The organism is Croceicoccus sp. BE223 (assembly GCF_031457155.1).
Lineage (GTDB): Bacteria > Pseudomonadota > Alphaproteobacteria > Sphingomonadales > Sphingomonadaceae > Croceicoccus.
The window spans coordinates 205,174-230,924 of record NZ_JAVDWB010000002.1 but is presented as its reverse complement, the minus strand read 5'-3'; the positions used below and the strand labels follow the sequence as shown (position 1 = coordinate 230,924).

Annotated in this window: 30 protein-coding genes and 1 tRNA gene; 18 read left to right on the top strand and 13 right to left on the bottom strand. The window is 67.0% G+C overall.

Features of this window, described 5'->3' with window-relative positions; all coding sequences use genetic code 11:
* Positions 1-4 precede the first annotated feature (4 nt).
* The 11 genes from glpX to rplT all read left to right on the top strand — a co-directional run bounded on the left by glpX (position 5) and on the right by rplT (position 6,558).
* Positions 5-979, top strand: a complete 975-nt coding sequence (glpX, locus tag J2X37_RS05120; RefSeq protein ID WP_310018525.1) for a class II fructose-bisphosphatase — start codon at positions 5-7, stop codon at positions 977-979.
* A gap of 24 nt (positions 980-1,003) precedes the next feature.
* Positions 1,004-1,513 (top strand): GrpB family protein, encoded by a 510-nt coding sequence (locus J2X37_RS05115; RefSeq protein ID WP_310018523.1) that lies wholly within the window; start codon positions 1,004-1,006, stop codon positions 1,511-1,513.
* A gap of 122 nt (positions 1,514-1,635) precedes the next feature.
* Complete coding sequence (locus J2X37_RS05110) at positions 1,636-2,571, top strand: ribose-phosphate pyrophosphokinase (protein ID WP_310018520.1); 936 nt, start codon at positions 1,636-1,638, stop codon at positions 2,569-2,571.
* Positions 2,572-2,641: 70 nt separating this feature from the next.
* Positions 2,642-3,034, top strand: coding sequence for a cupin domain-containing protein (locus J2X37_RS05105; RefSeq protein ID WP_310018518.1), 393 nt, complete (start codon positions 2,642-2,644; stop codon positions 3,032-3,034).
* 52 nt (positions 3,035-3,086) lie between these two features.
* Complete coding sequence (locus tag J2X37_RS05100) at positions 3,087-3,869, top strand: inositol monophosphatase family protein (protein ID WP_310018516.1); 783 nt, start codon at positions 3,087-3,089, stop codon at positions 3,867-3,869.
* A 10-nt stretch (positions 3,870-3,879) separates the two neighbouring features.
* Positions 3,880-4,293 (top strand): gamma-glutamylcyclotransferase family protein, encoded by a 414-nt coding sequence (locus tag J2X37_RS05095; protein ID WP_310018513.1) that lies wholly within the window; start codon positions 3,880-3,882, stop codon positions 4,291-4,293.
* A 25-nt stretch (positions 4,294-4,318) separates the two neighbouring features.
* Positions 4,319-4,783, top strand: a complete 465-nt coding sequence (locus J2X37_RS05090) for an SRPBCC domain-containing protein (RefSeq protein ID WP_310018511.1) — start codon at positions 4,319-4,321, stop codon at positions 4,781-4,783.
* Positions 4,780-5,535: an SDR family oxidoreductase gene (locus J2X37_RS05085; RefSeq protein ID WP_310018508.1), complete on the top strand. Its 756-nt coding sequence runs from the start codon at positions 4,780-4,782 to the stop codon at positions 5,533-5,535. Before J2X37_RS05090 ends, J2X37_RS05085 begins: the two co-directional genes overlap by 4 nt.
* A gap of 93 nt (positions 5,536-5,628) precedes the next feature.
* On the top strand, positions 5,629-5,829 hold the full coding sequence (locus J2X37_RS05080) for a hypothetical protein (RefSeq protein ID WP_310018506.1): 201 nt from the start codon (positions 5,629-5,631) through the stop codon (positions 5,827-5,829).
* Positions 5,830-5,981: 152 nt separating this feature from the next.
* On the top strand, positions 5,982-6,185 hold the full coding sequence (gene rpmI / locus J2X37_RS05075) for a 50S ribosomal protein L35 (RefSeq protein WP_047821885.1): 204 nt from the start codon (positions 5,982-5,984) through the stop codon (positions 6,183-6,185).
* 13 nt (positions 6,186-6,198) lie between these two features.
* Positions 6,199-6,558 carry a 50S ribosomal protein L20 gene (rplT, locus tag J2X37_RS05070; RefSeq protein ID WP_310018499.1) on the top strand — a complete coding sequence of 120 codons (360 nt, stop codon included), beginning with the start codon at positions 6,199-6,201 and terminating at the stop codon, positions 6,556-6,558.
* A gap of 111 nt (positions 6,559-6,669) precedes the next feature.
* Here rplT and J2X37_RS05065 read toward each other — a convergent pair whose 3' ends face one another.
* Positions 6,670-7,092, bottom strand: coding sequence for a DUF3597 domain-containing protein (locus tag J2X37_RS05065; RefSeq protein ID WP_310018497.1), 423 nt, complete (start codon positions 7,090-7,092; stop codon positions 6,670-6,672).
* Between the two features lie 162 nt (positions 7,093-7,254).
* Here J2X37_RS05065 and J2X37_RS05060 point away from each other — a divergent pair, with 162 nt between their 5' ends.
* Positions 7,255-7,470 carry a hypothetical protein gene (locus J2X37_RS05060; protein WP_310018495.1) on the top strand — a complete coding sequence of 72 codons (216 nt, stop codon included), beginning with the start codon at positions 7,255-7,257 and terminating at the stop codon, positions 7,468-7,470.
* On the opposite strand, the gene J2X37_RS05055 is transcribed toward J2X37_RS05060, so the two are convergent.
* Positions 7,442-8,677 carry a dihydroorotase gene (locus J2X37_RS05055; RefSeq protein WP_310018493.1) on the bottom strand — a complete coding sequence of 412 codons (1,236 nt, stop codon included), beginning with the start codon at positions 8,675-8,677 and terminating at the stop codon, positions 7,442-7,444. The two genes, J2X37_RS05060 and J2X37_RS05055, sit on opposite strands and share 29 nt — an antisense overlap.
* A complete protein-coding gene (locus tag J2X37_RS05050; protein ID WP_310018491.1) occupies positions 8,674-9,705 on the bottom strand; it encodes an aspartate carbamoyltransferase catalytic subunit in 1,032 nt (343 codons plus the stop codon). The genes J2X37_RS05055 and J2X37_RS05050 overlap by 4 nt, the downstream gene beginning before the upstream one ends.
* A gap of 169 nt (positions 9,706-9,874) precedes the next feature.
* Between J2X37_RS05050 and sppA the strand changes: the two genes are divergently transcribed.
* Positions 9,875-11,755, top strand: coding sequence for a signal peptide peptidase SppA (sppA, locus tag J2X37_RS05045; RefSeq protein ID WP_310018489.1), 1,881 nt, complete (start codon positions 9,875-9,877; stop codon positions 11,753-11,755).
* A gap of 18 nt (positions 11,756-11,773) precedes the next feature.
* On the opposite strand, the gene J2X37_RS05040 is transcribed toward sppA, so the two are convergent.
* The gene (locus J2X37_RS05040) at positions 11,774-11,962 is read right to left on the bottom strand and encodes a hypothetical protein (RefSeq protein ID WP_310018487.1); all 189 of its coding nucleotides are present in this window, start codon (positions 11,960-11,962) and stop codon (positions 11,774-11,776) included.
* A 114-nt stretch (positions 11,963-12,076) separates the two neighbouring features.
* On the opposite strand from J2X37_RS05040, the gene J2X37_RS05035 reads away from it, so the two are divergent.
* Positions 12,077-12,161, top strand: a tRNA-Leu gene (locus J2X37_RS05035).
* An 84-nt stretch (positions 12,162-12,245) separates the two neighbouring features.
* On the top strand, positions 12,246-13,832 hold the full coding sequence (gene tig, locus J2X37_RS05030) for a trigger factor (protein ID WP_310018486.1): 1,587 nt from the start codon (positions 12,246-12,248) through the stop codon (positions 13,830-13,832).
* A gap of 91 nt (positions 13,833-13,923) precedes the next feature.
* On the opposite strand, the gene J2X37_RS05025 is transcribed toward tig, so the two are convergent.
* Positions 13,924-15,438 carry an amidase gene (locus J2X37_RS05025; RefSeq protein WP_310018484.1) on the bottom strand — a complete coding sequence of 505 codons (1,515 nt, stop codon included), beginning with the start codon at positions 15,436-15,438 and terminating at the stop codon, positions 13,924-13,926.
* Between the two features lie 106 nt (positions 15,439-15,544).
* Here J2X37_RS05025 and clpP point away from each other — a divergent pair, with 106 nt between their 5' ends.
* Positions 15,545-16,222 carry an ATP-dependent Clp endopeptidase proteolytic subunit ClpP gene (clpP, locus tag J2X37_RS05020; RefSeq protein WP_310018482.1) on the top strand — a complete coding sequence of 226 codons (678 nt, stop codon included), beginning with the start codon at positions 15,545-15,547 and terminating at the stop codon, positions 16,220-16,222.
* A 205-nt stretch (positions 16,223-16,427) separates the two neighbouring features.
* Positions 16,428-17,684: an ATP-dependent Clp protease ATP-binding subunit ClpX gene (gene clpX / locus J2X37_RS05015; RefSeq protein WP_310018479.1), complete on the top strand. Its 1,257-nt coding sequence runs from the start codon at positions 16,428-16,430 to the stop codon at positions 17,682-17,684.
* 84 nt (positions 17,685-17,768) lie between these two features.
* Here clpX and J2X37_RS05010 read toward each other — a convergent pair whose 3' ends face one another.
* The 7 genes from J2X37_RS05010 to J2X37_RS04980 all read right to left on the bottom strand — a co-directional run bounded on the left by J2X37_RS05010 (position 17,769) and on the right by J2X37_RS04980 (position 24,125).
* Positions 17,769-18,497, bottom strand: coding sequence for a polysaccharide deacetylase family protein (locus tag J2X37_RS05010; protein ID WP_310018477.1), 729 nt, complete (start codon positions 18,495-18,497; stop codon positions 17,769-17,771).
* 141 nt (positions 18,498-18,638) lie between these two features.
* Complete coding sequence (locus J2X37_RS05005) at positions 18,639-19,595, bottom strand: cation diffusion facilitator family transporter (RefSeq protein ID WP_310018475.1); 957 nt, start codon at positions 19,593-19,595, stop codon at positions 18,639-18,641.
* 32 nt (positions 19,596-19,627) lie between these two features.
* On the bottom strand, positions 19,628-20,323 hold the full coding sequence (mtgA, locus tag J2X37_RS05000) for a monofunctional biosynthetic peptidoglycan transglycosylase (protein ID WP_310018473.1): 696 nt from the start codon (positions 20,321-20,323) through the stop codon (positions 19,628-19,630).
* A 41-nt stretch (positions 20,324-20,364) separates the two neighbouring features.
* A complete protein-coding gene (locus J2X37_RS04995; RefSeq protein ID WP_310018471.1) occupies positions 20,365-21,624 on the bottom strand; it encodes an MFS transporter in 1,260 nt (419 codons plus the stop codon).
* A gap of 186 nt (positions 21,625-21,810) precedes the next feature.
* Positions 21,811-22,119, bottom strand: coding sequence for a hypothetical protein (locus J2X37_RS04990; RefSeq protein ID WP_310018469.1), 309 nt, complete (start codon positions 22,117-22,119; stop codon positions 21,811-21,813).
* A 35-nt stretch (positions 22,120-22,154) separates the two neighbouring features.
* Entirely contained in the window at positions 22,155-23,054 is a 900-nt protein-coding gene (gene rpoH / locus J2X37_RS04985; protein ID WP_310018467.1) for an RNA polymerase sigma factor RpoH, read from the bottom strand.
* Between the two features lie 117 nt (positions 23,055-23,171).
* On the bottom strand, positions 23,172-24,125 hold the full coding sequence (locus tag J2X37_RS04980; protein ID WP_310018464.1) for an RluA family pseudouridine synthase: 954 nt from the start codon (positions 24,123-24,125) through the stop codon (positions 23,172-23,174).
* A 53-nt stretch (positions 24,126-24,178) separates the two neighbouring features.
* Here J2X37_RS04980 and J2X37_RS04975 point away from each other — a divergent pair, with 53 nt between their 5' ends.
* The gene (locus tag J2X37_RS04975) at positions 24,179-24,562 is read left to right on the top strand and encodes a M67 family metallopeptidase (protein WP_310018462.1); all 384 of its coding nucleotides are present in this window, start codon (positions 24,179-24,181) and stop codon (positions 24,560-24,562) included.
* Between the two features lie 247 nt (positions 24,563-24,809).
* On the opposite strand, the gene J2X37_RS04970 is transcribed toward J2X37_RS04975, so the two are convergent.
* Positions 24,810-25,574 (bottom strand): BON domain-containing protein, encoded by a 765-nt coding sequence (locus J2X37_RS04970; protein ID WP_310018460.1) that lies wholly within the window; start codon positions 25,572-25,574, stop codon positions 24,810-24,812.
* Positions 25,575-25,751 lie beyond the last annotated feature (177 nt).

Below are 25,751 nucleotides of genomic sequence, written 5' to 3'. Positions count from 1 at the left end.
GCCAGTGCCCAATGCCAGCGACGTACTCGACCGCGTTCTCGTCCTCGAAATGGTCCGCGTGACCGAAGCGGCGGCCATCGCCGCTTCGCACCTCATCGGACGCGGCGACGAGAAGGCCGCCGACGCCGCCGCCGTCGAGGCGATGCGCAAGGCCTTCGACAACCTCTACATGGACGGCACCGTCGTCATCGGCGAGGGCGAGCGCGACGAGGCGCCGATGCTCTACATCGGCGAAAAGGTCGGCGGCGCGCCGGGCAAGGGGCCGAAGATCGACATCGCGCTCGATCCGCTGGAGGGCACGACGATCACCGCCAAGGCCGGGCCCAACGCGCTTGCTGTGCTGGCCGCCGCCGAGGAGGGCTGCCTGCTCAACGCGCCCGACGTCTACATGGACAAGATCGCGATCGGCCCGGGCTACCCCAAGGGCACCATCGATCTGCGCAAGTCGCCGACCGAGAACGTGAAGGCCGTCGCCGCCGCCAAGGGCGTGCGACCCGACCAGATCATCGCCTGCGTGCTGGACCGGCCGCGCCATGCCGAGATGATCGCCGAACTGCGCGCGCTGGGCTGCGGCATCGTGCTGATCCCCGATGGCGACGTCGCGGGCGTGATCGCCACGACCAACCCGGAAACCACCATCGACATCTACATGGGGTCGGGCGGCGCGCCCGAGGGCGTCCTTGCCTGCGCGGCGCTGCGCTGCGTCGGTGGCCAGTTCCAGGGGCGCCTGCTGTTCCGCAACGACGACGAGCGTGCGCGCGCCCGCAAGTGGGGGATCGAGGACCTCGACCGGATCTACGACCTGACCGATCTGGCCAAGGGCGACTGCATCTTCGCCGCGACCGGCGTGACCGACGGTTCGCTGCTGGCGGGCGTGAAGCACCTGAAGGGCGGCAAGATGACGACCGACAGCGTCGTCATGCGCGCCTCGTCCGGCACCGTGCGCTGGATTCGCGGCGAGCATCACAAGCCTGAGTGACCGGCAAGCGGCGGGGCCGGCACGATGGGCGAGCGGTTCCTCCTCGCTGCCGACGCCGACCGCGCCCGCCGCCGGGCCGATGCGGCCTTCGCCGACCTGGTCCCCGGCCTGCGCGCGGCGCTGCCCGCCGGGGCCGAATTCCACCATGTCGGCGCAACTTCGATACCGGGCTGCCTGACCAAGGGCGATCTCGACGTCAACGTGCGCCTGCCCGCCGCCGATTTCGACGCGGCGGAGCGCGCGCTGGCCGCGCGGTTCGACCGCAACGTCGGCACCGTCCGCACTGCCGACTTCGCCTCGTTCGAGGACGACGACCGCGATCCGCCGCTGGGCATCCAGTTGACGGCATTCGGCAGCGCCTACGATTTTTTCCTCGAATTCCACCGCGCGCTTCGTGCCGATCCGGCAGCGGTCGACGCCTACAACGCGCTGAAACGGCGGCACGATGGCGGCGACATGGATGCCTATCGCGAGGAGAAGAGCAGGTTCGTCCGCGAACTGATCGACTGGCGAGAAGGCGGCAGCGAGGGGTAAATAATGCGCCCAAACGCGATGGGCCGTGTTGCAATCGCGAGACTCGCCGCTAAGGCCGCAGCCATCGGGGAATCGGACCCCGGACCGCATCTGCGCCCATGGGGCACAACGGGAGTGACGCGATGAAGATCATGTCGGGCAACGCCAACCTGCCGCTGGCGCGCGCAGTGGCGGGCTATCTGGAAACCTCGCTGACCGACGCCAGCGTCCGGCGTTTCGCGGACGAGGAGATCTTCGTCGAGATCCACGAGAACGTGCGCGGCGAGGACGTCTTCGTCATCCAGTCGACCAGCTATCCGGCCAACGACAACCTGATGGAACTGCTGATCTGCATCGATGCGCTGAAGCGCGCGTCGGCCAAGCGGATCACCGCCGTCGTCCCCTATTTCGGCTATGCCCGGCAGGACCGGAAGCCCGGCCCGCGCACGCCGATCAGCGCCAAGCTGGTCGCCGACATCATCACCCGCGCCGGGGCCGATCGCGTTCTGGCGGTGGACCTCCACGCCGGGCAGATCCAGGGCTTCTTCGACATCCCGACCGACAACCTCTACGCGGCGCCCGCGATGGCTGCCGACATTCAGGCCCGTTACGGCGACCAGTCGCTGATGGTGGTGTCGCCCGACGTCGGCGGCGTGGTCCGCGCCCGCGCGCTGGCCAAGCGGCTCGACAACGCGCCGCTCGCCATCGTCGACAAGCGCCGCGACCGTCCCGGCGAATCGGAAGTGATGAACATCATCGGCGAAGTGAAGGATCGCCACTGCATCCTGATCGACGACATCATCGATTCGGGCGGCACCCTGTGCAACGCAGCGCAGGCGCTGCTGGACCAGGGCGCCAAGTCGGTCGTCGCCTATATCACCCACGGCGTCCTTTCGGGCGGCGCGGTGGCCAAGGTGACGAACTCGGCGCTGACCGAACTGGTCATCACCGACACGATCATGCCGACCGAGGCCGCGAAGGAATCGGACAAGATCCGCGTCCTTTCGATCGCGACCCTGATCGGCGAGGCCATCCGCCGCATCGCCGACGAAAGCTCGGTTTCCTCGCTGTTCGATTAAGCGTAGCTTTCCGCCCGGGACAACCGGAGGGATTGCGATGTCGAAGTGTTTGCTGCCGGTGATGCTAGCCGTGGCCGCGCCTGTGTCTGCGCACGATGGTGCGCCGGGCCATGCGCTGCCGCCGGGATCGAACGAGATGATGCGGGCGCCGATCACCGCCGCGCCCGATCTCGAGGTCATTGTGTCCGACGTCATCATCCCGGCAGGCTCGCAGGTGCCCCGCCATTATCATCCGGGCGAGGAATTCCTCTACCTGATCGAGGGCAGCGCCATCCACGTCGAGGAGGGCAAGCCCGACCGGCTCTACAAGGCGGGCGAGAGCTTCGTCATTCCGCCGCGCGCCATTCACGAACCGATCGGTGGCCCGGACGGGGCGCGGGCCATCGCGTTTCGGGTCCACGTGAAGGATCAGCCCGAACGAATCCTGGTGCCGCGCGACGGGACCGCGCCGGCAGCGCCCTGACGTCCTGCTGATTGCGCTTGACCCGAACGAGTCCGGGCGCGAGGGCAGGGCCATGAACCTGACCGACGACATCGCTCTTGCTGCGCGCCTTGCCGACGCGGCGGGTGCGGCGATCCGCCCCTATTTCCGCACGCCGCTCGATTCCGGGCGCAAGGGCGATGCCACCCCGGTCACCATCGCCGACCGCGAGGCGGAAAAGGCGATGCGCGCCATCCTCGGCACCGAGCGGCCGGGCGACGGCATGATCGGCGAGGAGTTCGGCGCCGAGCGCGAAGGCGCGAGCCGGCAATGGGTGCTCGATCCCATCGACGGCACCGCGGGCTTCCTGGCCGGGCGGGCGATCTTCGGCACGCTCATCGCGCTGATGGTCGACGGCTGGCCGGTGCTGGGCGTGATCGACCAGCCGGTGAGCGGCGAGCGGTGGATCGGCGCGATGGGCATGCCCACGCTGTTCAACGGGCGCGAAATCCGCACGCGCCCCTGCCGCGAACTGGCCGACGCTACGTTGGCCACGACCGGCCCGCATTACTTCGACGATCACCAGGGCGAGCATTTCATGGCGCTTGCCGCAAAGACCGATCACAAGCGCATGGTCATGGGCGGCGACTGCTACAACTACGCCATGCTGGCGAGCGGGCAACTCGACGTGGTGTGCGAAGCGGGCCTGAAGCTGCACGATTTCGCCGCGCTAATTCCGGTGGTCGAAGGGGCCGGGGGCACGATGGCCGACTGGAACGGCGAACCGCTCCACGCCAAAAGCGATGGTCATGTCATCGCGCTGGGCGATCCCGCACGGCTGGAGGATGTCGTCGCGGCGCTGGCCTGCGGGCACTGAGCCGGCGCCCTTGCGGCTGTTTCTCTACGGCACGCTGATGGGCGCGGCGGACACGCCGATGTCCCGCTGGCTCGGCGAGCGGGTGGCGAGCGCGGTTCCCGCCTCCGCGCCGGGCCGGATGTTGGCCATCCCCTCCCCCTCCGGCTGGTTCCCCGCGCTGCTGCCCGGCAGCGGCCGGGTTAGGGGCATGCTGGCCGAGATCGGCTTGGCTCCGGGCGAACTTGCCCGCCTCGACCGCTACGAGGGGCGCGAATACCGGCGCGGCACGGTCCGGGTGCGCGGCGCAAAGGGTCTTGCCACGGCACAGGCCTATCTCTGGCGCGCACCGTTGCCGGCAGGGGCCCTGCCGGTGCCGGGCGGCGACTTTCTCGCCTTGCTCGCCGCGACCGGTGCGCCGATATTGAAGAGCCGCAACGGCACCTGATCGCGGCGGGCGCGTTGTGACCGGCATGGAACCCCGCATCGACCAGGCCGAACGCCGTATAAATGCCAGCCCCACCGCGATCTTCGAGGCGATGATCGACCCTGTTGCCGTCGCACGCTGGCTGCCACCAGAGGGCATGACGGCAAGAATCCACGCCTTCGATCCGCGCCCGGGCGGGGATTACCGGATGACGCTGTCCTACACCGGCGACGAGCGTCCCGAAGGCAAGGCGGGCGGCGGTCGCGACGAGGTCGTCGGGCAATTCGCGAAGGTCGAGCGAGACCGCATGATCGAACAGGTCGTCGAATTTCCCTCCCACGACAGCAATGCAGCCGGGATGATGACCCTACGCTGGACGATCGAGCCGAACGCCGACGGCGCGCTCGTTCGGGTCGAGGCGCGGGACGTACCGCCCGCCATCGACGCCGAGGTCCATCGCAAGGCACTGGCATCCACGCTCGCCAAACTAGACGAGGAGATCAACCGATGAGGACCGCGCTCGTCACCGGGGCCGGGGCCGGGATCGGCCGGGCCACCGCGCTGCACTTCGCCGCTGCCGGCTGGCGGGTCGCCGCGTTCGATATCGACGAGACGGCTCTGGGTGAACTGGCCGATCTGCTGCCCGAGAGCCGCCTCCTCCCCGTTCCCTGCGATGCGGGCGACGAACAGGCGGTCGAGGCCGCGTTCAAAGAAGTCGGCGAGTGGACCGAGGGGCTGGACCTTCTCGTCAACAACGCAGGGATCGCCGACCCTTATTGCGGCCCGTTCGAAAAGTTCGCGCTGGCCGACTGGAATCGCTGGATCGACGCCGGCCTGACCGCCGCCTTCCTGTGCAGCCGCGCCGCCATTCCCCTGCTGCGCAAGCGAGCGCCCGCGTCGGTCGTCAACATTACCTCGACCCGCGCCATCCAGTCAGAGCCGGACACTTTCGCCTATGCCGCGGCCAAGGGCGGGCTGGCCGCCCTGACCCACGCCATGGCGGTTTCGCTGGGCCCCGATATCCGCGTCAACGCGGTCGCGCCCGGGTGGATCGAGACCGGGCCGTGGCAGAAGCAGTCGGACCGCACCGAGCCGAAGCATTCGAAGAAGGCGCGCGAGCAGCACCCTGTCGGGCGGGTGGGCGTTCCGGACGACATCGTGTCCGCGATCGCATGGCTCGCCGGCGACGGCGCGGGCTTTGTCACCGGGCAGCAGATCGTCGTCGACGGCGGGATGACGAAGCGGATGATCTACACCGCCTGAGCCGCGCTTCCGAAGGGTGTGCGTAAGCGAAATCTTAACCCACCTGCGCGATCCTTCCCATCGACCACACGTCTGTTTCGGTCGAACGGGATCATGATCGCACTCTACAAGGCCTTGGTACCCGGCGCGCTCTTTTCGTGGATCGTGTCGATGGTTCTCAGGAACGGCGGCTCGACCGGCGGGGTGCTCAACGTGCACACCCTTCACATCCAGCAAATGGCCTTTCCGTGGTCGTGGATGCTCTTCATCGGCGGCACCGCGCTGTCGTGGTTCATCCTGCAATCGATGGATTGAGCGCCGCGCCTCTCGCGAAATTGCCGTGCGGCCTTGCCATCGTGCCCCCGGTTCTGTAGGGGCGCCGACTTCAACGACACGTGATTCATCTGCCGGCCTGGCCAAAAGGGCTGCCAGGGCTGGTTGGGACGTGTCTCTACAAGGAGATGAAAATGCCCAAGCTCAAGACGAAGAGCGGCGTCAAGAAGCGCTTCAAGCTGACCGCCACCGGCAAGGTCAAGCACGGCGTCGCCGGCAAGCGCCACCGCCTCATCAGCCACAACGGCAAGTACATCCGCCAGAACCGCGGCACCACCGTGATCAGCGACGCAGACGCGAAGACGATCAAGAAGTGGGCGCCCTACGGGCTGAACTGAGGAGTAACGGAACATGGCACGCGTCAAGAGGGGTGTAACCACCCGCGCCAAGCACAAGCGGATCCTTGAACAGGCGAAGGGCTATCGCGGCCGTCGCAAGAACACGATCCGCGTCGCCCGTCAGGCCGTCGAGAAGGCCGGCCAGTACGCCTATCGCGACCGCAAGGTTAAGAAGCGCAACTTCCGCGCCCTGTGGATCCAGCGCATCAACGCCGCTGTCCGCGCCGAAGGCCTGAGCTACTCGCAGTTCATGCACGGCGCCAAGCTCGCCGGCATCGAACTCGACCGCAAGGTCATGGCCGACCTCGCGATGAACGAAAGCGCCGCTTTCAACGCGATCATCGCCCAGGCCAAGCAGGCTCTGCCGGCTTAAGATCGCGCCGAAGAACGCTCTCCCGTCTTAGGGGACAGCGGCTTCGGCCCGGAAAAAAGGCCCGCCGGTCCATCGCGGACCGGCGGGCTTTTTCGTGCCTGTTGCGACAAATCAGTCCAGCATGGCTGCCGGGACCTTGCCGCCATTCCTGGCCAGGCCCTGCATGACCGCCCTGTGCAGCCAGATGTTCTCCTCGGCCTTGCCCGAATAGTCCTTGTCGCCCAGTTCGCGCGCCAGATCCTTCCGGTTTTCGTAGCTGGGGTCGATGCCGACCAGCTTCATCAGGTCGACGATCGAGGAGCGCCAGTTGAGGTCCGACGCGCCGGGCATCGCGGCAAGTTGCTGTTCGACGTCGACGTCGTTCATCACCCCGGCGTTGCTGGTCGTTACCGTCGGCGGCGGCACGCCGCCCGGCTGCGCTTCGACCAGGTTGCCGTCGCGTCCGACGGTCTTGCCGTCCACGGTGATCTGGACATCCGGCTGCGCCTTCTTCTTGCCGAAGATGGCATCCTTGATCTTGCCGAAAATGCTCATGGGATTTCCCCTTTCGATACGGGCGGGCCGGGCTTCGGCGCCGCATGAATGAGGAGCGCGCGAGCGAAGCGGTTCGTTCCCGCCGTTGCGACCGGAGGAAGGCGGCGCGCGCCGTTGCGCTGCGGGCTTTCGCGCGGGCGCGGCATCGGCTAGCGCGGAGGCATGAACGACATCGTCCTATCGATCATGGTCTTGGGTGCGCTTGCCCTGCTGGGGGGCGCGTGGCTGGCGCTGAAGCGCGGCGATCGCAAGCGCGCGATCCTGATGGCGATCCTGGCGGTGGTGATCGGCGCGAACGTCGCGATCCTGTCGCTGCCCGCGCCGATGGGCGGGGCCGAGGCGAGGGCCGCTAGCCCTTCAGGTCCATCCCGCCCTTGAACAGGGCGATGGCGCGGCCCTGCACCGGCTGCTTGTCGAACGGGGTGTTCCCGGCCTGCGCCTCCATCCGGTCGGCATCGACGATCCACGGACGGTCGGGGTCGATCACCGCGATGTCGGCTTCCAGCCCCGCTTCCAGCCGACCGGCATCGACGCCGAGAATCCTGGCCGGATTGGCGCAGAGCAGTTCGGCAACGCGGGCCAAGCCGATCACCTCGTCGCGGACCAGGCCCAGCGTCAGCGACAGCAGGGTTTCGGCGCCTGCCATGCCCGGCGCGGCGTCGGCGAAGGGAAGACGCTTGTCCTCCGGCCCGCGCGGGTCGTGGCCGGATGCGATGACGTCGATGGTGCCGTCGGCGATGGCGCGGCGCACGGACATGCGGTCGCTCTCGGCGCGCAGTGGCGGCGACAGGCGGGCAAAGGTGAGGAAGCCGTTGACCGCGATGTCGGAGAGCATGAAGTGCGCCGGCGTGACGCCGCAGGTTACCTTCACGCCGCGGTCCTTGGCGGCGCGGACGAGATCGAGCGCCGCGGCCGTCGTCACCTGCCGGATGTGCAGGTGCGCCCCGGCCATTTCGGCCAGCGCGATGTCGCGGGCCACCGCCAGGGCTTCCGCCTCCGCCGGGGCGCTGGGCAGGCCCAGCCGGGTCGCGGTCTCGCCATCGGTGGCCACCGCGTCGCCCGCCAGTCCGGCATCCTCGGCATGGGCGATGAACGGCAGGCCGAGCATCGCCGCATATTGCAGGACGCGCAGCATCACGCCCGAATCGGCGATCCACTTGCGACCCGAAGAGACGGCGCGTGCGCCCGCTTCCTGCATCAGGCCGAGTTCGGGAAGTTCGCTGCCCTCGAGCCCGCGCGTGGCGGCGGCGATGGGGTGCACCCAGAAATCGGGCTTGCCATAGCTCGCCGCGAAGCGGACCCGCGCCGGGTAGTCGAGCGGCGGCGGCTGGTCGGGCATCAGCGCGGCCCGGGTGATGCCGCCGAAGTGGAAGGCGGGCTTGTCGATCTCGAACACGCCGAGGTCGATGAGACCGGGCATGACGATGCGGTTGGTCGCCTCGACGATGCGGTCACCGGGTTGCGGCGCGACATCGCCGACCGCGACGATGCGGTCGCCTTCGCAGCGCAGGTTGCCCTTTGCCGGTTCGGCATCTCCGGTCAGCAGGGTGCCGCCGGCGATGGTGAGGGGGGCGAGCGGCTTCATGCCAGCGGCTCCCATCCCGGCACGCCGCGGGCGCGGCGGGTCAGCACGTCGAGACAGGCCATGCGGATCGCGACGCCCATCTCGACCTGCCCGGTGATCGCGCTGCGCACCATGCCGTCGATCTCGGGCAGATCGGCCACGTTGCTGTCGATCTCCACCCCCCGGTTCATCGGACCGGGATGCATGACCAGCGCATGCGGCGCGGCGCGTTCGAGCCGGGTCTGCGTGAGGCCGTAGAGGTGGCGGTATTCGCGGGCCGAGGGGACGAACGGCCCGCTCATCCGCTCGTTCTGGAGGCGAAGCATCATCACCACGTCCGCGTCCTCGATCGCCTCGTCGAAGCGGTGGAAGGGGGTGACGCGCATCTGTTCGATGGCGGCCGGCATCAAGGCGGGCGGCGCGCAGACGCGCACTTCGGCGCCCAGCGCGGTGAGCAGGAGGATGTTCGAGCGGGCCACCCGGCTGTGCAGGATGTCGCCGCAGATCGCGACCTTCAGCCCGTTGAATTCTTCCAGCCCGCGCGAACGCAGCCAGCGGCGCATGGTCAGCGCGTCGAGCAAGGCCTGCGTCGGGTGTTCGTGACGCCCGTCGCCCGCGTTCAGCACCGGGCAGTCGACCTGGTCGGCGATCAGCCGCACCGCGCCCGAACTGGCATGGCGGATGACGATGGCATCGACCCGCATGGCGTTCAGCGTCGCGGCGGTGTCGATCAGGGTCTCGCCCTTCTTCACGCTGCTGGTCGCGGCGTGCATGTTGACGACGTCGGCGCCCAGCCGCTTGCCCGCGATCTCGAAGCTGAGCAGGGTGCGGGTGCTGTTCTCGAAGAAGGCGTTGATGATGGTGAGGCCGGCCAGCGCGTCGACATGCTTGGTCCGCTGGCGGTTCAGCTCGACCCACTGCTCCGCCTCGTCCAGCAGGTAGAGGATCTGCCACGGGGCCAGTTCCGAAATGCCGGTCAGATCCTTGTGCGGAAACGCCTCTCCACCGGCGGGGTAGCGGGTGGAGGCAGGAGGGTCTGTCGCTGTCATGCTGAGAACGGTGCCGTAGTGACCTTGGCCGCGCAGGGCAAGCATCGATGCTTTGCGCGGCTGTGGGTCATTCGCAGATTTCCCCTTTGCCCGCCCGCCCGCGCCCTTTAGCAAGACGCCGACGGCGGGGTCTTTCCGCATCGCCGCAGGGGTTTCACAAAGGGTCACGATGTCGTTCGCACGCAAGGTCTGGAAACTGCTCGTCGCCGTGAAGGACGGGCTCGTGCTCCTGTTCATGCTGATGTTCTTCGGCGCGCTCTATGCGCTGCTGTCGATGCGTCCCGCCCCGCACGAGGTGCGCGAGGGCGCGTTGCTGGTGAAGCTCGACGGGGTGGTGGTGGAAGAGCCGCAGGCGGTCGACCCGCTGGCACTCATCGCCTCGCGCGGGGTGCCGACCCGTGAGCACCGCGCACGCGACGTGATCCGCGCCATCGACGGCGCGGTCAAGGACGAGAAGATCAAGGCCGTCGTGCTCGACCTCGACTATTTCCTCGGCGGCGGACAGGTGACGTTGACCGAGATCGGCGAGGCGCTCGACCGCGTGCGCGCGGCCAGGAAGCCGGTGCTGGTCCATGCCATCGCCTATACCGCCGATTCGATGCAGCTGGCCGCGCACGGTAGCGAGGTCTGGCTCGACCCGATGGGCGGCGCGATGATCGCCGGGCCGGGCGGACGCGCCACGTTTTACGGCGGGCTGGCCGAGCGGCTGGGCGTGAAGGTCCACGTCTTCAAGGCGGGTCTCTACAAGAGCGCGGTCGAACCCTACACGCTGACGAAGTTCTCCGATCCGGCGAAGCAGGACCTCGCCGGGCTGTTCGACGCGATGTGGACGACCTGGCAGGACGATGTCGGCAAGGCGCGGCCCAAGGCGCAAGTGGCGCGGATGGCCAACGATCCGGTCGCGGCGATCACGGCCACCAACGGCGATCCGGCCCGCGCGGCGCTGGCGCTCGGCCTCGTCGACAAGCTGGGCACGCGTGAGGCCTTTGCCGCCCGCGTGCGCCAGATCGTCGGCAAGGACGACGACGCGCCCGACGATCCGGCCGCCTTCGCCGCCACCAGCTACGAAGTCTGGGGCAAGGCGAACAAGCCCGGCAGCGACGGCAAGGCCATCGGCATCATCACCATCGCGGGCAACATCGTCGACGGCGATGCCGGGCCGGGCACGGCGGGCGGGGACCGCATTGCCGACCTGCTCGACGAGGCGCTGTCGAAGGATCTCGCCGCGCTCGTCATCCGGGTCGATTCGCCCGGCGGCACCGTCACCGGTGCCGAGCGCATTCGCCAGGCGATCCTGCGCCACAAGGAAAAGGGCATCCCGATCATCGCGTCGATGGGCAATCTCGCGGCGAGCGGCGGCTACTGGGTGACGACGCCCGCGACCACCGTCTTCGCCGACCCGTCGACCGTCACCGGATCGATCGGCGTCTTCCTCGTCGTGCCGACGTTCGAGGAAACGCTGGCCAAGGTGGGCGTGACGCAGGACGATCTCAGCACCACCCCGCTGGCCGGGCAGCCCGACATCATCGGCGGCTTCTCGCCCGAGATGGAGGCGGTGCTGCAGGCGCAGACGCTCAACGTCTACGACCAGTTCCTCTCGATCGCCGGCAAGGCACGGAACAAGAACCGTGAGCAGATGCTGCAACTCGCCGAAGGGCGTGTCTGGGCCGGCGGGCCGGCGCGGCAGGCAGGCCTGGTCGATCGATTCGGCGGACTGGACGATGCCTTGGCCTTCGCCGCGGCCCAGGCCAAGCTGAAGGACGGCGACTGGCATGCCGATTATCTCGAAGCCAAGCCGACCGCGTTCCAGGAGTTCGTCCAGGGCATGACCAGCAACGACGAGGCCGACGCCCCGGTCACGCTGGCCCAGTTCGCGACCGCGCGCCGCAACGCCATGCTGGGCGCGACGCTGGAGGACTTGGCCCGGATGATGGGCACCGCCTCGATCGAGGCGCGCTGCCTGGTCTGCCCGCCGCCGGCGCGCCTGCTTCGCAACGAGGCGGACTTCCCCGGCTGGCTCGCCGCGTTCAGGGCGCTGACAACGCGTTAGCGCACCTTTTTCGCCGGTTCAGTCGAGCGGCGGCGGGGTTTCCATCGGGCCAATGTCGGGTTCGACGATGTCGGGGCCCGGCTCGGTGATTTCTGGGTCAGGGCTCGGGTCTATACGGGGCTGTTCGTCGGGCGTTACGACCGGCGGAGTCTCCGGCGGAGCGACGGGTTCGATGGTGTCGGGTTTGGGATCTGGTTGCTTGGCCATGACCAATCAACGCTCCTTTACGGCGGGATATCCCGCAACCCTTGCGCTTTTCGCGATCGTTGGATAGAGGCCCGCGAGCCGATTTTCGTGCCGCAGGGCGCGCGAAGGCGTGCCGCGGGCGTGGCGGAACTGGTAGACGCGCCAGATTTAGGTTCTGGTATCGCAAGATGTGGGGGTTCGAGTCCCTTCGCCCGCACCAGGCCGAAACGGCGGCACCCGGAGCGGATCCTTGCGGCGTAAAGACTTGCGCCAGACGAGAAAGTTACCCCTAGAAGGGATACCCATGCAGATTTCCGAAACGAAGAACGACGGGCTGGCTCGCGCCTACAACGTCACCATCCCCGCATCCGAGATCGATTCGCGCGTCAGCGCCGAAGTGAAGCGCATCGCGCCGCAAGTGCGGATGGCGGGCTTCCGTCCCGGCAAGGTTCCCGCGAACCTTGTCAAGAAGATGCACGGCGAGTCGATCCACGCCGACATGCTGAACCAAGTCGTCCGCGAATCGGTCGACAAGGTGATGGCGGAGAACAAGCTGCGTCCCGCGATGCAGCCCTCGGTCGCGCTGGGCGAGGATTACGAGCAGGGCAAGGATGCCACGCTCACCGTCGAACTCGAAGTGCTGCCCGAGATCGCGGCGCCCTCGATCGAAGGCCTCAAGCTCGAGAAGCTGACCGTTCCCGTTTCCGACGAGGAAGTGATGGAAGCGGTCGAGCGTATCGCCGGCCAACAGAAGTCGTTCAAGGCGGCCGCCAAGACCAAGAAGGCCGCCGAGGGCGACCAGCTCATCATCGATTTCGTCGGCAAGCTCGACGGCGTGGAGTTCGAGGGCGGCAAGGCCGAGGACGCGGCGCTGGAAATCGGTTCCGGCCGCTTCATCCCCGGCTTCGAGGAACAGCTCGTCGGTGCCAAGACCGGCGATGAGAAGACCATCACCGTGACTTTCCCGGCCGATTACCCAGCCGAGAACCTGAAGGGCAAGGAAGCCACCTTCGACATCACCGTCAAGGAAGTGAAGGTCCCGACCGAGACCAAGGCCGACGACGAGTTTGCCAAGAACCTCGGCCTGGAAAGCCTCGACAAGCTCAAGGAACTGCTCCGCGGCCAGCTCGAGCAGGAAACCGCGGGCCTGACCCGCACCCAGATGAAGCGCGCGTTGCTCGACCAGCTTGCCGCCGGCCACGACTTCGCCGTGCCGCCGAGCATGGTGGAAGCCGAGTTCAACCAGATCTGGGCGCAGCTGACCCAGGAAGCCGCGCGCGAGGAAGATCCCGAAGCCGCTATGAAGGAAATCGAGGCCGAAAAGGACGACTACCGCCGCATCGCCGAGCGCCGCGTGCGCCTGGGCCTGCTGCTGTCCGAGATCGGCCAGGCCAACGGCGTCGAGGTCAGCAACCAGGAAATGCAGATGCTGGTCCAGCAGGCTGCGCAGCAGTATCGCCCCGAGGATCGTCAGCGCTTCGTCGAATACGTCCGCAACGAGCCGATGGCCGCCGCCCAGCTGCGCGCCCCGCTCTACGAGGACAAGGTCGTCGACTTCCTGTTCGACAAGGCCGAAGTCACGACCCGCGAAGTGACCAAGGAAGAGCTGCAGGCCGCGATCGAGGCCGAAGAGGGCGAGACCCCCGCGGCCAAGCCTGAAGCGAAGAAGGCCCCGGCCAAGAAGAAGGCCGCCAAGGCCGACGAACCGGCCACCGAAGCGAGCGCGGAGGCGAACGACGCCGCCGCCGAGGAAAAGCCGGCCAAGAAGCCCGCCGCCAAGAAGGCCCCTGCCAAGAAGGCCGAGCAGGCCGACGCCGGCGAGGAAAAGGCCGAGGCCAAGCCTGCCAAGAAGGCTCCGGCCAAGAAGGCGGCGAAGAAGGCCGAGGCCTGATCCATCGCGCGCCGGGCCTCACCGCCTGGACAGCGAATTCGGGGCCGGGGGAGCGATGCTTCTCCGGCCCCTTTTCGTTGCCGCAGTGGGTTCAGTCGGACTTCGCGGCGGCCAGCATCGGCGGCACCGGCAACGGCGGGGTGCGTGCGCGTTCGTAGGCCGCGCCCAGTTTCAGCATCCGGTGGTCGCTCCACGCCGGACCCATGAACGACAGTCCGATGGGCAGGTCGTGGACCGCCCCCATCGGCACCGACAGGTGCGGCGCACCCGCGATCGCGGCGATCGAGCCCATGCCGATGTCGGACGCGTAATTGTCGCCGTTGACGAGATCGCTGGTCCAGGCCGGGCCCGCCGTCGGCGCGACGAGCGCAACCACGCGGTTGTCCGCCAGCAGCTTGTCCAGCCCCTCGGTCCGCGCCATGCGCAGGCTGTCGGCGCGCGCCTTCAGGTAGGCTTCGCGGTCGGTCTTCGTCACCGCCTGCTCGAAGATCTCCTGCCCGAACCACGTCATCTCGCGATCGGCGTTGGCGGCGTTGAAATCGATCACCTCGGCAAGGCTGCGCACCGGAATCGCGGCGGGAGAGGCCGACAGGTAGGCATCAATCGTTTCGCGCAGTTCGTAAAGCAGGACGGCGTATTCCGCCTCGCCCATGGCCGGGTCGGGCTGCCAGTCGATCTCCACCAATTCGGCCCCGGCGCGCCGCATGTCGGCCAGCGCCGCATCGAACAGGGCGGCGACATCCTTGCGGCTGCCGACGGCCTTGCGCAGCACGCCGATCCGGACGCCTTGCAGCGAGGCGTCGTCCAGCCCGGCGGTGAAGTCGCCGCGATGCGCGTCGGCATCCCGTGTGGCCGGGTCCAGCGGATCGCTACCCGCGATGGCGGACAGGAGCAACGCGGCATCCCTGACGCTGCGAGCCATCGGCCCGGCGGTATCCTGCGATGAACTGATCGGCACCACGTGGGTCCGGCTGACGAGGCCGACGGTCGGCTTCAGCCCGACGACGCCGTTGACGCTGGCCGGGCAGGTGATCGATCCGTCGGTCTCGGTGCCGATCGCCGCCCACGCGAACCCCGCCGCCACCGCCGCGCCGCTGCCCGATGACGAGCCGCAGGAATTGCGTGTCGGCGCGTGGGGATTGCGGGTGAGGCCGCTCACCGCGCTCCACCCGCTGGTCGAGCGGGTGCTGCGGATGTTGGCCCACTCCGAAAGGTTGGTCTTGCCCGAAACCACGCCGCCTGCCGCGCGCAGCCGGGCGATCAGCGGCGCATCGCGCCGGGTGTCGTTGGCGACAAGCGCGAGGCTGCCCGCGGTCGTTGGCCATTCGCGCGTCTCGACATTGTCCTTCACCAGCACCGTACGGCCCGCGAGGGGCCGGCCGCTGGCGGCCAACTTCGCCGCCTGCGCCTCGACATCGAGAGCCGCCGCGATGATCGCGCCGATCGCCTCTCCGGCATCCTCGTGACGCCGGATGCGCTCCTGCTCGGCCACCACCTCGGGCGGGACGGCCAAGTCGCGGGCCTGGGCAGGCCGGGCCTGCGGCAGCGTCAACGCGATGGCCAGGGAAAGGAGCGGGAGGGCGATGCGCGCGGGGGAGATCGTCATGACCGGCTGTTCTGCCTCGGCACGAGTTATCCCGGCAAGGGTTAAACCACTTGAAGTCGGCAAAACCAGCGCCGACATAGGGCGGGCAAATCTCAAGAGGACTTCCATGCTCGACCTGTTTGGCGCCACCGGCGCGACTGCATTTGGCACCCAGGGACAATTCACCACCGATCCCGTGACCGGCGCGCTGGTGCCGATGGTGGTCGAGCAGACCAGCCGCGGCGAACGCAGCTTCGACATCTTCTCGCGGCTGCTGCGCGAACGCATCGTCTTCGTGACGGGGCAGGTCGAGGACACGATGGCCTCGCTGATCGTGGCCCAGCTGCTGTTCCTCGAAAGCGAGGACAGCAACAAGGACATCTCGATGTACATCAACTCGCCGGGCGGCGTCGTCACGGCGGGCATGGCGATCCATGACACCATGCAGTACATCAAGCCGCGCGTCTCGACCGTCTGCATCGGCCAGGCCGCCTCGATGGGCAGCTTCCTCCTTGCCGCGGGCGAGCCGGGCATGCGCATCGCTCTGCCCAACGCGCGGATCATGATCCACCAGCCTTCGGGCGGCGCGCGCGGCATGGCCTCGGATATCGAGATCCAGGCGCGCGAGATCCTGCGCATCCGCCGCCGCATGAACGACCTGTACGTCAAGTACACCGGCAAGGATCTCGACACGATCGAGAAGGCGATGGACCGCGACACCTTCCTCGAGGCCGACGAGGCCAAGGAATTCGGTCTCGTCGACCAAGTCTTCGTCAGCCGCACCGACGCCGAGAGCGCGGGCTGACGCGGGCGACGCCCGGTTCGCAGGCGCGTGCCGCCTGCGCCCAGGCGCGCGGTCGAACGGGCCTGCCGGGCAAGTTCACGAACGGGTCAGGGCGTTGCGTTTATGCACCTGACTCCCCCTTGCAGCGTCCGGCGAGGTTGATTCTCCGCCGACCCTGCGTAAATTCGGTTAAAGTGGCCCGATTCCGGGCGCTTCAGGATGGATTATGACCAAAGTCAGTGGATCCGACAGCAAGAGCACCCTTTACTGCAGCTTCTGCGGGAAGTCGCAGCACGAGGTGCGCAAGCTGATCGCGGGCCCGACCGTTTTCATCTGCGATGAATGCGTCGAGCTTTGCAACGACATCATCCGCGAGGAAACGAAAGCCGGGATCGCCGGGAAGAAGGACGGCGGCGTGCCCACGCCCGCGGAAATCTTTCAGACGCTGAACGACTACGTCATCGGCCAGGATCGCGCCAAGCGCGTGCTTTCGGTCGCGGTTCACAACCACTACAAGCGGCTGAAGCACAGCGGCAAGGGCAACGACGTCGAACTGGCGAAGTCGAACATCCTGCTGGTCGGCCCGACCGGTTCGGGCAAGACGCTGCTCGCGCAGACGCTGGCGCGCACGTTCGACGTTCCCTTCACGATGGCGGATGCGACCACACTGACCGAAGCCGGTTACGTGGGCGAGGATGTCGAGAACATCATCCTCAAGCTGCTGCAGTCGAGCGACTACAACGTCGAGAAGGCGCAGCACGGCATCGTCTACATCGACGAGATCGACAAGATCACGCGCAAGGCGGAAAACCCCTCGATCACGCGCGACGTTTCGGGCGAAGGCGTGCAGCAGGCCCTGCTCAAGCTGATGGAGGGCACGACCGCCTCGGTCCCGCCGCAGGGCGGCCGCAAGCATCCGCAGCAGGAGTTCCTGCAGGTCGATACCACGAACATCCTGTTCATTTGCGGCGGCGCGTTCGCAGGGCTGGAGAAGCTGATCTCCGACCGTCTGCAGAAGCGTTCGATCGGGTTTGGCGCGCATGTCGCCGATCCGGAAAAGCGCAAGGTCGGCGAACTCCTGTCGAAGGCGGAGCCTGAAGACCTGCTGAAGTTCGGGTTGATCCCCGAATTCGTCGGGCGCCTGCCGGTGATCGCCACGCTGGAGGATCTCGACGTCCCGGCGCTGGTCATGATCCTGAAGGAGCCGAAGAACGCGCTGGTCAAGCAATACCAGAAGCTGTTCGAGTTGGAGGACGTGGCGCTCACCTTCACTGACGACGCGCTCGAGGCGATCGCCCAGAAGGCGATCAAGCGCAAGACCGGCGCGCGCGGGCTGCGCTCAATCGTCGAGGCGATCCTGCTCGACACCATGTTCGACCTGCCGACGCTGGAAGGCGTTTCCGAGATCGTCGTCGACAAGGATGTCGTCGAGGGTCGCAAGGAGCCGGTGCAGGTGCACAAGGGGCAGGAAGCCGCCGCTTGACGGCCGCCTCACACGCGAAGCAAGTCGGCGCGCTTTCCTGCGGACGGCGCGCCGTTTGCGTTCGGCCGCTCCGCGTTGCGACGATTACCTGCCGTCCGTGGCCAGAAGCTCGCTGACGGTCACCGATTTCAGTCCCCGCTCCTTCAGCCCTTGCAGGATCAGCGGCAGCGCCTCGCGCGCGTCCTCGTCGTCCGCGCCCATGGCGTGGAGCATGACGATGGATCCGGGCTGCACCTGCGCGAGGATCGCGCTGGCATAGGCCTGCGCCGGGGCTTCGCGCCGACCGTTGTCGGATACGTCCCACATGATCAGCTTGTAGTCGCGCTGGTGCAGTTCCCAGAGCAGGCCGACTGAGCGCATGCCGTAGGGCGGACGAAACAGGTAGGGCTTCTCGACGCCCGCCTTGCGCAGCAGCGCATCGGTCCGCTCGATCTCCTCGGCGTAGAACGACTGGGGCCGATTTTCGAGCACCTGGTTCGAATAGCCGAGATTGCCGATCTCGTGCCCCGCAGCGACGACCGCGCGGGCGGCCGCGGGGTCCTTCTCCAGCTTCTGTCCCGACAGGAAGAAGGTCGCCTTCGCGCCGTTGGCGGCCAGAAGCGGCAGTATCGTGCCCTGCGCTGCCGCGCTCGGCCCATCGTCGAACGTCAGCGCGACGAGGTTGCGGGTGGTCGACACGTTGCACGCGGCGTTGACGAATGCGTTGAAGCAACGCAGCTGCGCCAGGTTGACGAAGGCAGTCAGGATGCAGGCGAGGATGCCGATCAGCAAGCCGACGCGCAGCAGGATGCTTTTCAGCCGCTCAGTATTCAAGAAACACCCCCCACGTAGCAGAGCCGCGCTCCCTACGTTCGGAAAGGTATTCCACGTCCGCTATCAGCGCAACATCATGGCAGCATTTGTCATGAGCGCGAATGCGGCCTCGAATTACTTCGTTCCGGAATCAAGGACTTGTCAGACGACCCCGTCGTCGTGAAGCGCGCAGGCGGCGGCATTGCGCTCGACCTGGATGGTCGCGTGCTCGATTCCGAAGCGGTCGTGCAGCCGCTGGCAGACGTCGTGCAGGAAGGCATCGCCCGGATGTTCGCCCGGCACGATCAGGTGTGCGGTGAGCGCGGTTTCGGTCGTGCTCATCGGCCAGATGTGCAGGTCGTGGACACCGGTGACGCCGGGACACCCCTCCAGCAGCGCCCGCACCGCGCCCTCGTCGATGCCGTCGGGCACGGCCAGCAGGGCCATTTTCACACTGTCCTTCAGCAGGCCCCAGGTGCCCACCGCGATGATGGCGACGATGACCAGCGAGGTCACGGGGTCGATCCACGCAAGGCCGGTCCACCAGATCAGCAGCCCGGCCACGACCACGCCCGCCGAGACCGCCGCGTCGGCGACCATGTGCAGATAAGCGCCCCGGATGTTGAGATCGCCCTTGCGGCCGCGCATGAACAGCAGCGCGGTGGCGGTGTTGATGACGATGCCGATGGCCGCCACGATCATGATCGGCCCCGGCTCGACCGGTTGGGGCGACAGCAGGCGGCGGATCGTTTCGACCGAGATCGCCCCCAGCGCTATCAGCAGCAGCGCCGCATTGGCCATGGCGGCAAGGATCGAGCTCGACTTCAGGCCATAAGTGAAGCGCGAGGATGGCGGCTTTGTCGTCAGGATGCTGGCGCCCCAGGCGATCAGCAGGCTGAGCACGTCCGACAGGTTGTGACCGGCATCGGCGACGAGCGCCATCGAGCCGTAGAGAAATCCGGCGGCCGCCTCGATGACGACAAAGCCGGTGTTGAGCGCGACGCCGATGGCAAAGGCGCGACCGAACCCCGCGGGCGCGTGCGAATGCCCGTGGTGATGGCCCCGATGGTGATCGCCGCCGTGAGCGCCGCCATGATCGTGCGCGTGTGATCCGCCCATGTCAGTCCCGTTCCTTCATCGCGTCACTGCTTTCAGTCGTAGACGCAGCTGTCCAGCCCGTCGCGCGCCACCACGCCGATGCGTCCGCGGATGGTGTGGCCGTGGCGGGCCAGCCAGCCCGACGGATTCTTGACCGATCGCTTCTTGGGCAGGGGCAGGGCCGCGGCCATGCGCGCCGCCTCCGTCTTGGTCAGGCGGTCGGCGGAATGGCCGAAATAGCGGATAGAGCCGGCCTCTACGCCATAAGTGCCGATGCCGGTTTCCGCGATGTTGAGATAGACCTCCATGATCCGGCGCTTGCCCCAGGTCTTCTCGATCAGGAACGTGAACCAGGCCTCGAGCCCCTTGCGGAAATAGCCGCCCCCCTGCCACAGGAACGCGTTCTTGGCGGTCTGCTGGCTGATCGTCGATCCGCCCCGGATGCGGCCGCCTCGCGCGTTGCGTTCCATCGCCTGTTCGATCGCCTCCCGGTCGAAACCGTCGTGGCTGCAGAACTTCCCGTCCTCTGCCGCGATGACGGCACGCACCATGTCGCGATCGATGTTGGACAGCGGCTCCCAGTCCTTGGTGATGCCCTTGTCGTCCATCAGCATCGTCGCGGTCACCGGCACCGGCACCACGGCATAGACCAGCACCCAAGCGATGCTGATGACGATCAGCGCGAAGACGAGCTTGAGGGATCCGACGATGAAGCGCGACACGATGCCGCGCGAAGCTGCCTTGGCCATGGCGATGCCCTAGCGGATGGACGCGGCGCTTGCCAACCGGGTCAGGCGGGCCGTGCCGCCGCCCTGCCGCGTTTCGCCGTAGCCGCGACGAAGATCCAGAACAGCACGATGGCCGCGGCCGGAAAGGCCAGTTCGCCAAGCAGCATCGCATCGGTGCCGAAATTGTCGTGCATGTAGCCGTCGACCATCGACATCACCGCGATGGGAATGTTCGACAGCGCCGCCATAAGGTTGAAGTTGGTGGCCGCCGATTTCTTGCCGATCGCTTCCAGCACGATGGCCGCATAGCCGGTGTAGGCCATGCCGACCATCATCTGGTAGGCCAGCACGCCGATGGCGAATACGATCGGCGTTCGCGGCACGAAGATCAGCGCCACGGCGACCAGGCCGACCAGGATGCCGAACATCGAATAGGCGCGCTTCAGTTCCATCCTGTCGCAGATGAAGCCCGCGAGCAATGCGCCGACGACCGCGGCAAGGCCGCCCGCAAGGCCGTTGACGATGGCCACCGTGTTGCCGCCTGCGCCCCATTCCCCGGCAATGGCCGACCATGGCACACCGCCCGAACCGATGGGCAGGAGCATGATGAGCAGGGCCAGATAACCGACGCGGGAGCGCGCGACTTCCCAGACGTTGACGGCGACTTCCTTCAGCTCTCCGGCGTAGCTGCGCGCCGCGGTCGTCCTGACGAAGCGGGGCAGGCCGAGCGTCGCGAACCAGCAGGCGATGCAGAAGGCGGCGATGACGACGCCCGAGATCCACGGCTGGGCCAGGTTTTCGGCCAGCAGCAACCCGACGCCGCCTCCCAGCCCCGCCCCGCCGAGATTGCCCGCCTGCGACCAGCCGCTCGCCCGCCCGCGCATGGCCGCCGGCACCTGGTTGGCCATGAAGATCTCTGCAGACATCGACACGAAGGTGGAGGTGACCGACATGATGACGATCAGCGCCATGAAGATCGGCACTTGCGCCTCGGTCTTGGGCATGACCGACATGGCGAGGATGCACAGGCCGACGCTGAAAGCGCCGATGGCATACCAGACCTTGGGATTGCCGATGGTGTCGACGAAGGGGGCCCACAGCATCTTCACCGTCTGCGGCCAGGCGTTCACCGCGATGAGCGTGGCGATGATCGCGACCGACAGCCCCGCTTCGCCCAGAAGATAGGCGAGCGTGACCGAGACATAGCCGCTGCTGACGCCGAACGGCGCGAAGAGCGGGGCAAAGATGGCCGGGCGGCGGATCGTGCCGGGGCTGGCGTGAAGCGGATCTTCGCCGGACTCGGCCTCGATATGCACGGTCATCTGCGGTTCTCTCCGGCAGGAAGGGCAGCGCCAAAGGTTGCAGGTGATACCGCCTTGCCACAAGGCCGCAAGCGGAATTGCTTCAGAGCGTTGGCGGGGGACTTGGGGGAGGAGGCGGGGCGCCACCGGAAGCGATGCGGAGGCGTCGGACGAGTTCATCGCCGAGCCATCCGGCGCCGCCGCAGGTCACCGCGCCGCGGGCCACAGCGGCAGGCCCCAAGGGCCGAGCCTGGTGACGGTCGTGCGCACGTCGCGGATCGCGGGCCAAGTCGTGCTGCCGGCATCGCAACGGCCCGGATCGACCCGCCAGTCACGCACGGCGATCCGCTGGCCCAGCAGGTGGAGCGCGATCCGCGCGAACGGGTTGTCGTGCGCCAGCCCGAACGTCGAGATCGCTTCCTCGCGGTAGCCGTCCTGTGCGTCGGGGGCAGATTGTCGTGTGGCGCGAAGCGCGGCCAGAAGGCGGACGCGAAAAGGGCGGCAGCGATGATCCATCGCCGCCGCCCCGTCATGTGTTCGCTGCCAGGCGCTCAGGCACCCATCGGGATCAGCCTTTCGCCGACAATGCGCTGCATCGCCTTCTGCACCTTCTCGAAGGCGCGGACCTCGATCTGGCGGATGCGTTCGCGGCTGACGTCGTACTGCTGCGAAAGCTCTTCGAGCGTTTGCGGATTCTCCGTCAGACGACGCTCGGTCAGAATGTGCTTCTCGCGTTCGTTGAGGACGTCCATCGCGTCGACCAGCATCTCGTGGCGGACCTTGGCCTCTTCGGCCTCGGCGACGGTTTCGTCCTGCAGCGGGCGATCGTCGGTCAACCAGTCCTGCCACTGCCCGGCGCCTTCCTCGTCACCGCGCATCGACACGTTGAGCGAGGCATCGCCGCCCATCAGCATGCGGCGGTTCATGTTGACCACCTCCTGCTCCGGCACGCCGAGATCGGTCGCGATCTTCGCGACGTCGTCGGGATGAAGATCGGTGTCCTCGAACGCCTCGAGATTCTTCTTCATGCGGCGCAGGTTGAAGAACAGCTTCTTCTGCGCGGCGGTGGTGCCCATCTTCACCAGGCTCCACGAACGCAGGATGTATTCCTGGATCGAGGCCTTGATCCACCACATCGCGTACGTCGCCAGGCGGAAGCCGCGATCGGGCTCGAACTTCTTGACGCCCTGCATCAGGCCGACGTTGCCTTCGGAGATGAGGTCGGAGACGGGCAGGCCGTAGCCGCGATAGCCCATGGCGATCTTGGCCACGAGTCGCAGGTGGCTGGTGACCATCTGGGCCGCCGCCTCGGTGTCGCCATGCTCGGCGTAGCGCTTGGCGAGCATGTATTCCTGCTCAGCCGTAAGCACCGGGAATTTCTTGATTTCGGCGAGGTAGCGATTGAGGCTCTGCTCTCCGCCCAGCGCCGGTACTGTGGGTGTCTTTTTCACGTCCTACCGAACCTTTCTACCGTCAACCTGCTGTCCGGGACCCCGGCTGGGCATCCCGGTTTGCGGTCACGTCTGTTCTTTCTAGACCTGTTAGCGTCCGAAGTGTTGATGATTCTATCATTTGAAATCATCGAGCGTTTCGATCAGTTCCCGCATGTCGCCCGGTATATCGCTCGAAAAGAGCAATCGGTCGCCGCGGACCGGATGGTCGAAGCCGAGAACGGCGGCATGAAGCGCCTGGCGGGCGAAGGAGAGCCGCTGGAGATGGGGCCTGAGCCGCGAATCGGGTCTTCCATAGATTGGGTCCCCCACTAGCGCATGACCAATTGACGCCATGTGAACGCGGATCTGGTGGGTTCGCCCGGTCTCCAGCCTGCACTCGACCAGCGCCGCGTGGGACAGCGGTTGCACCGTCCGGTAGTGGGTGATCGCGTGCTTGCCGCGCGGTGACATGTCGTCGAGCACGGCCATCTTCTTGCGGTCGCGGTCGCTGCGCCCGATCCGGTTGGCGATGGTGCCGGCGGGCGGCACCGGATGGCCCTTCACCACCGCCTTGTAGATTCTGTCGAGCGAGTGTTCGGCAAACTGCCTCGCCAGTCCCTCGTGCGCGGCATCGCTCTTGGCGACGACGATCAGGCCCGACGTATCCTTGTCGATGCGATGGACGATGCCGGGGCGTGCCACGCCGCCGATACCGGAAAGCTGCCCGGCGCAATGATGGAGGAGGGCGTTGACCAGTGTCCCGTCCTCGTTGCCGGCGGCGGGGTGGACGACCATTCCGGCAGGCTTGTCGATGACGACGAGGTGCTCGTCCTCGAACACGATGTCGAGCGGGATATCCTGCGCCACGGTGTCGAGCGGGGCCGCCTCCGGCACGGAGATGGCATAACGGGTCCCGGCCGCGGGCTTGGCCGAACCGCTGGTCGCGACCGTGTTGCCGAGCGTCACGCGCCCTTCCGCGATCAGCGACTTGATGCGTTCGCGCGACATGTCAGTGACGTCGGCCAGCGCCTTGTCCAGCCTTTGCCCACCGGCTTCGATCACGCCGCGAATGACTTCCCCATTCCCCATGGCTAACGAAATGGGCCATGGATCGCCCGCCGACAAGCCGACTCGAGCGACGTTTGATCGCGGAGGCCGCCGCTGCCCATCCGCGCGAATGCTGCGGCATCATGCTGGGGCGTGACGGAGTGGTGGAGGCCGTGGTGCCCTGCGACAATGTCCACCCCCTGCCCGAGCATCATTTCGAGATCGACCCCGCGGCGCTGATCGCCGCCCATCGCGCGGCGCGCGGCGACGGGCCGGATATCCTGGGTTACTATCATTCGCACCCCAGCGGCTTTGCCGAGCCGTCGGCGACCGATGCCGCGATGGCCGCGGGCGACGGAAGGTTCTGGGCCATCGTCGCACAAGGAGCGGTCGGCTGGTGGCGCGATGGCCTTGGCGTGGCGAAGGCGGGCGTGTTCGAAGGATGCGGGCAGCCACCCGAGCGACTTCCGCAAGATTGAGCCCTAAACGATTCGTCGAGCGGTCATGAGGGCGGGAGCGATCTTTCCCCCGAGAGATCGCCCCCGCGACACCGATCCGGACATGATCGATGCAAACCCGTGACATGGAACGAGCCACGAGCCCTGGCTCGAGCTTTCGTCCGCCAGAGAGGCAGAGCGGAAGCGCCGTGAGCCTGTAACACCTGTCTTAACAAGAAAGGGCTCCCGGATGGGAGCCCTTTTTGAGTTTGGATCCGTTTTCGACCGATCAGAGCGCCGGGCGCTCGTCCGTCGTCCTCCGATCCTTGACGCGCAAGTTGTTCTGCACGTGGCCGACGCCGGAAACGTTGTCGGCCACGTCTTCGGCGCGCCGCTTCGCCTGCTTCGAAGTGACCGTACCGTCTAGGGTCACTTCCCTCTCCTGCACCGTAACGGTTATGTCGCTGGCATCGACATAGCGATCGTCGGTCAGCTTGTCGCAGATGTCGTCGAGGATGCGTTGGTCGGATCGTGCATAGTTCTGCGGCCCAACCCCGCGATGGTCCTGCTCCCGGCGACGAGCAGCATCGTCATCGCCGAACCAGCTGGCGATCTCGTCGCCCGCGCGCTCGAAAAAGCCGCGATCATGGTCGTAGTCGGCACGCCCGCCGGCACCGTAACTCGCGCCGTATCCGGCTGTGCCTGCGCCGCGATACCCGTAGGACGGGTCTTGGCGGTAGGCATAGTCCCGACCGCCGTAGCTGTCGCTGGTGAAACGACCATAGCCCCGGTTGTCACGATAGTCGGCGGCGATCGAACGACTGCCTTCGAAACCGCCGGCTTGCTGACGATCCTGCATCGCGAGGCCGCGGCTACGATCGCGGTCGCGGTTCTCGGTGCCGAACCGACGCGTCACGCGATAATCATCCCGGTCCATCGTGTCGCCAGCCTGCGCGGGCGTCTGGTCCCACTGCTGCGCCTGGCGATAGCCTTCATCGTCGCGTTCCGAATTATAGCGCTGGGGATTCGAGAGACGGTCATAACGGTCGTCCATGGTAAATTCTCCTGACGCTGCCCTTGTCGAAACAGTCGCATGTGAGCCGGGTCAGGCAGCTGTGGCCCGGTTCGGTGCGTTCCCCTTTTCGCCGGGGTTACAGGGCTTGAACGGATCGGCAGGGATTTGAGGTCCACCGCCAGCCGCGCTTTCGGCGCGCTTCGCCGCAGGTTCGCC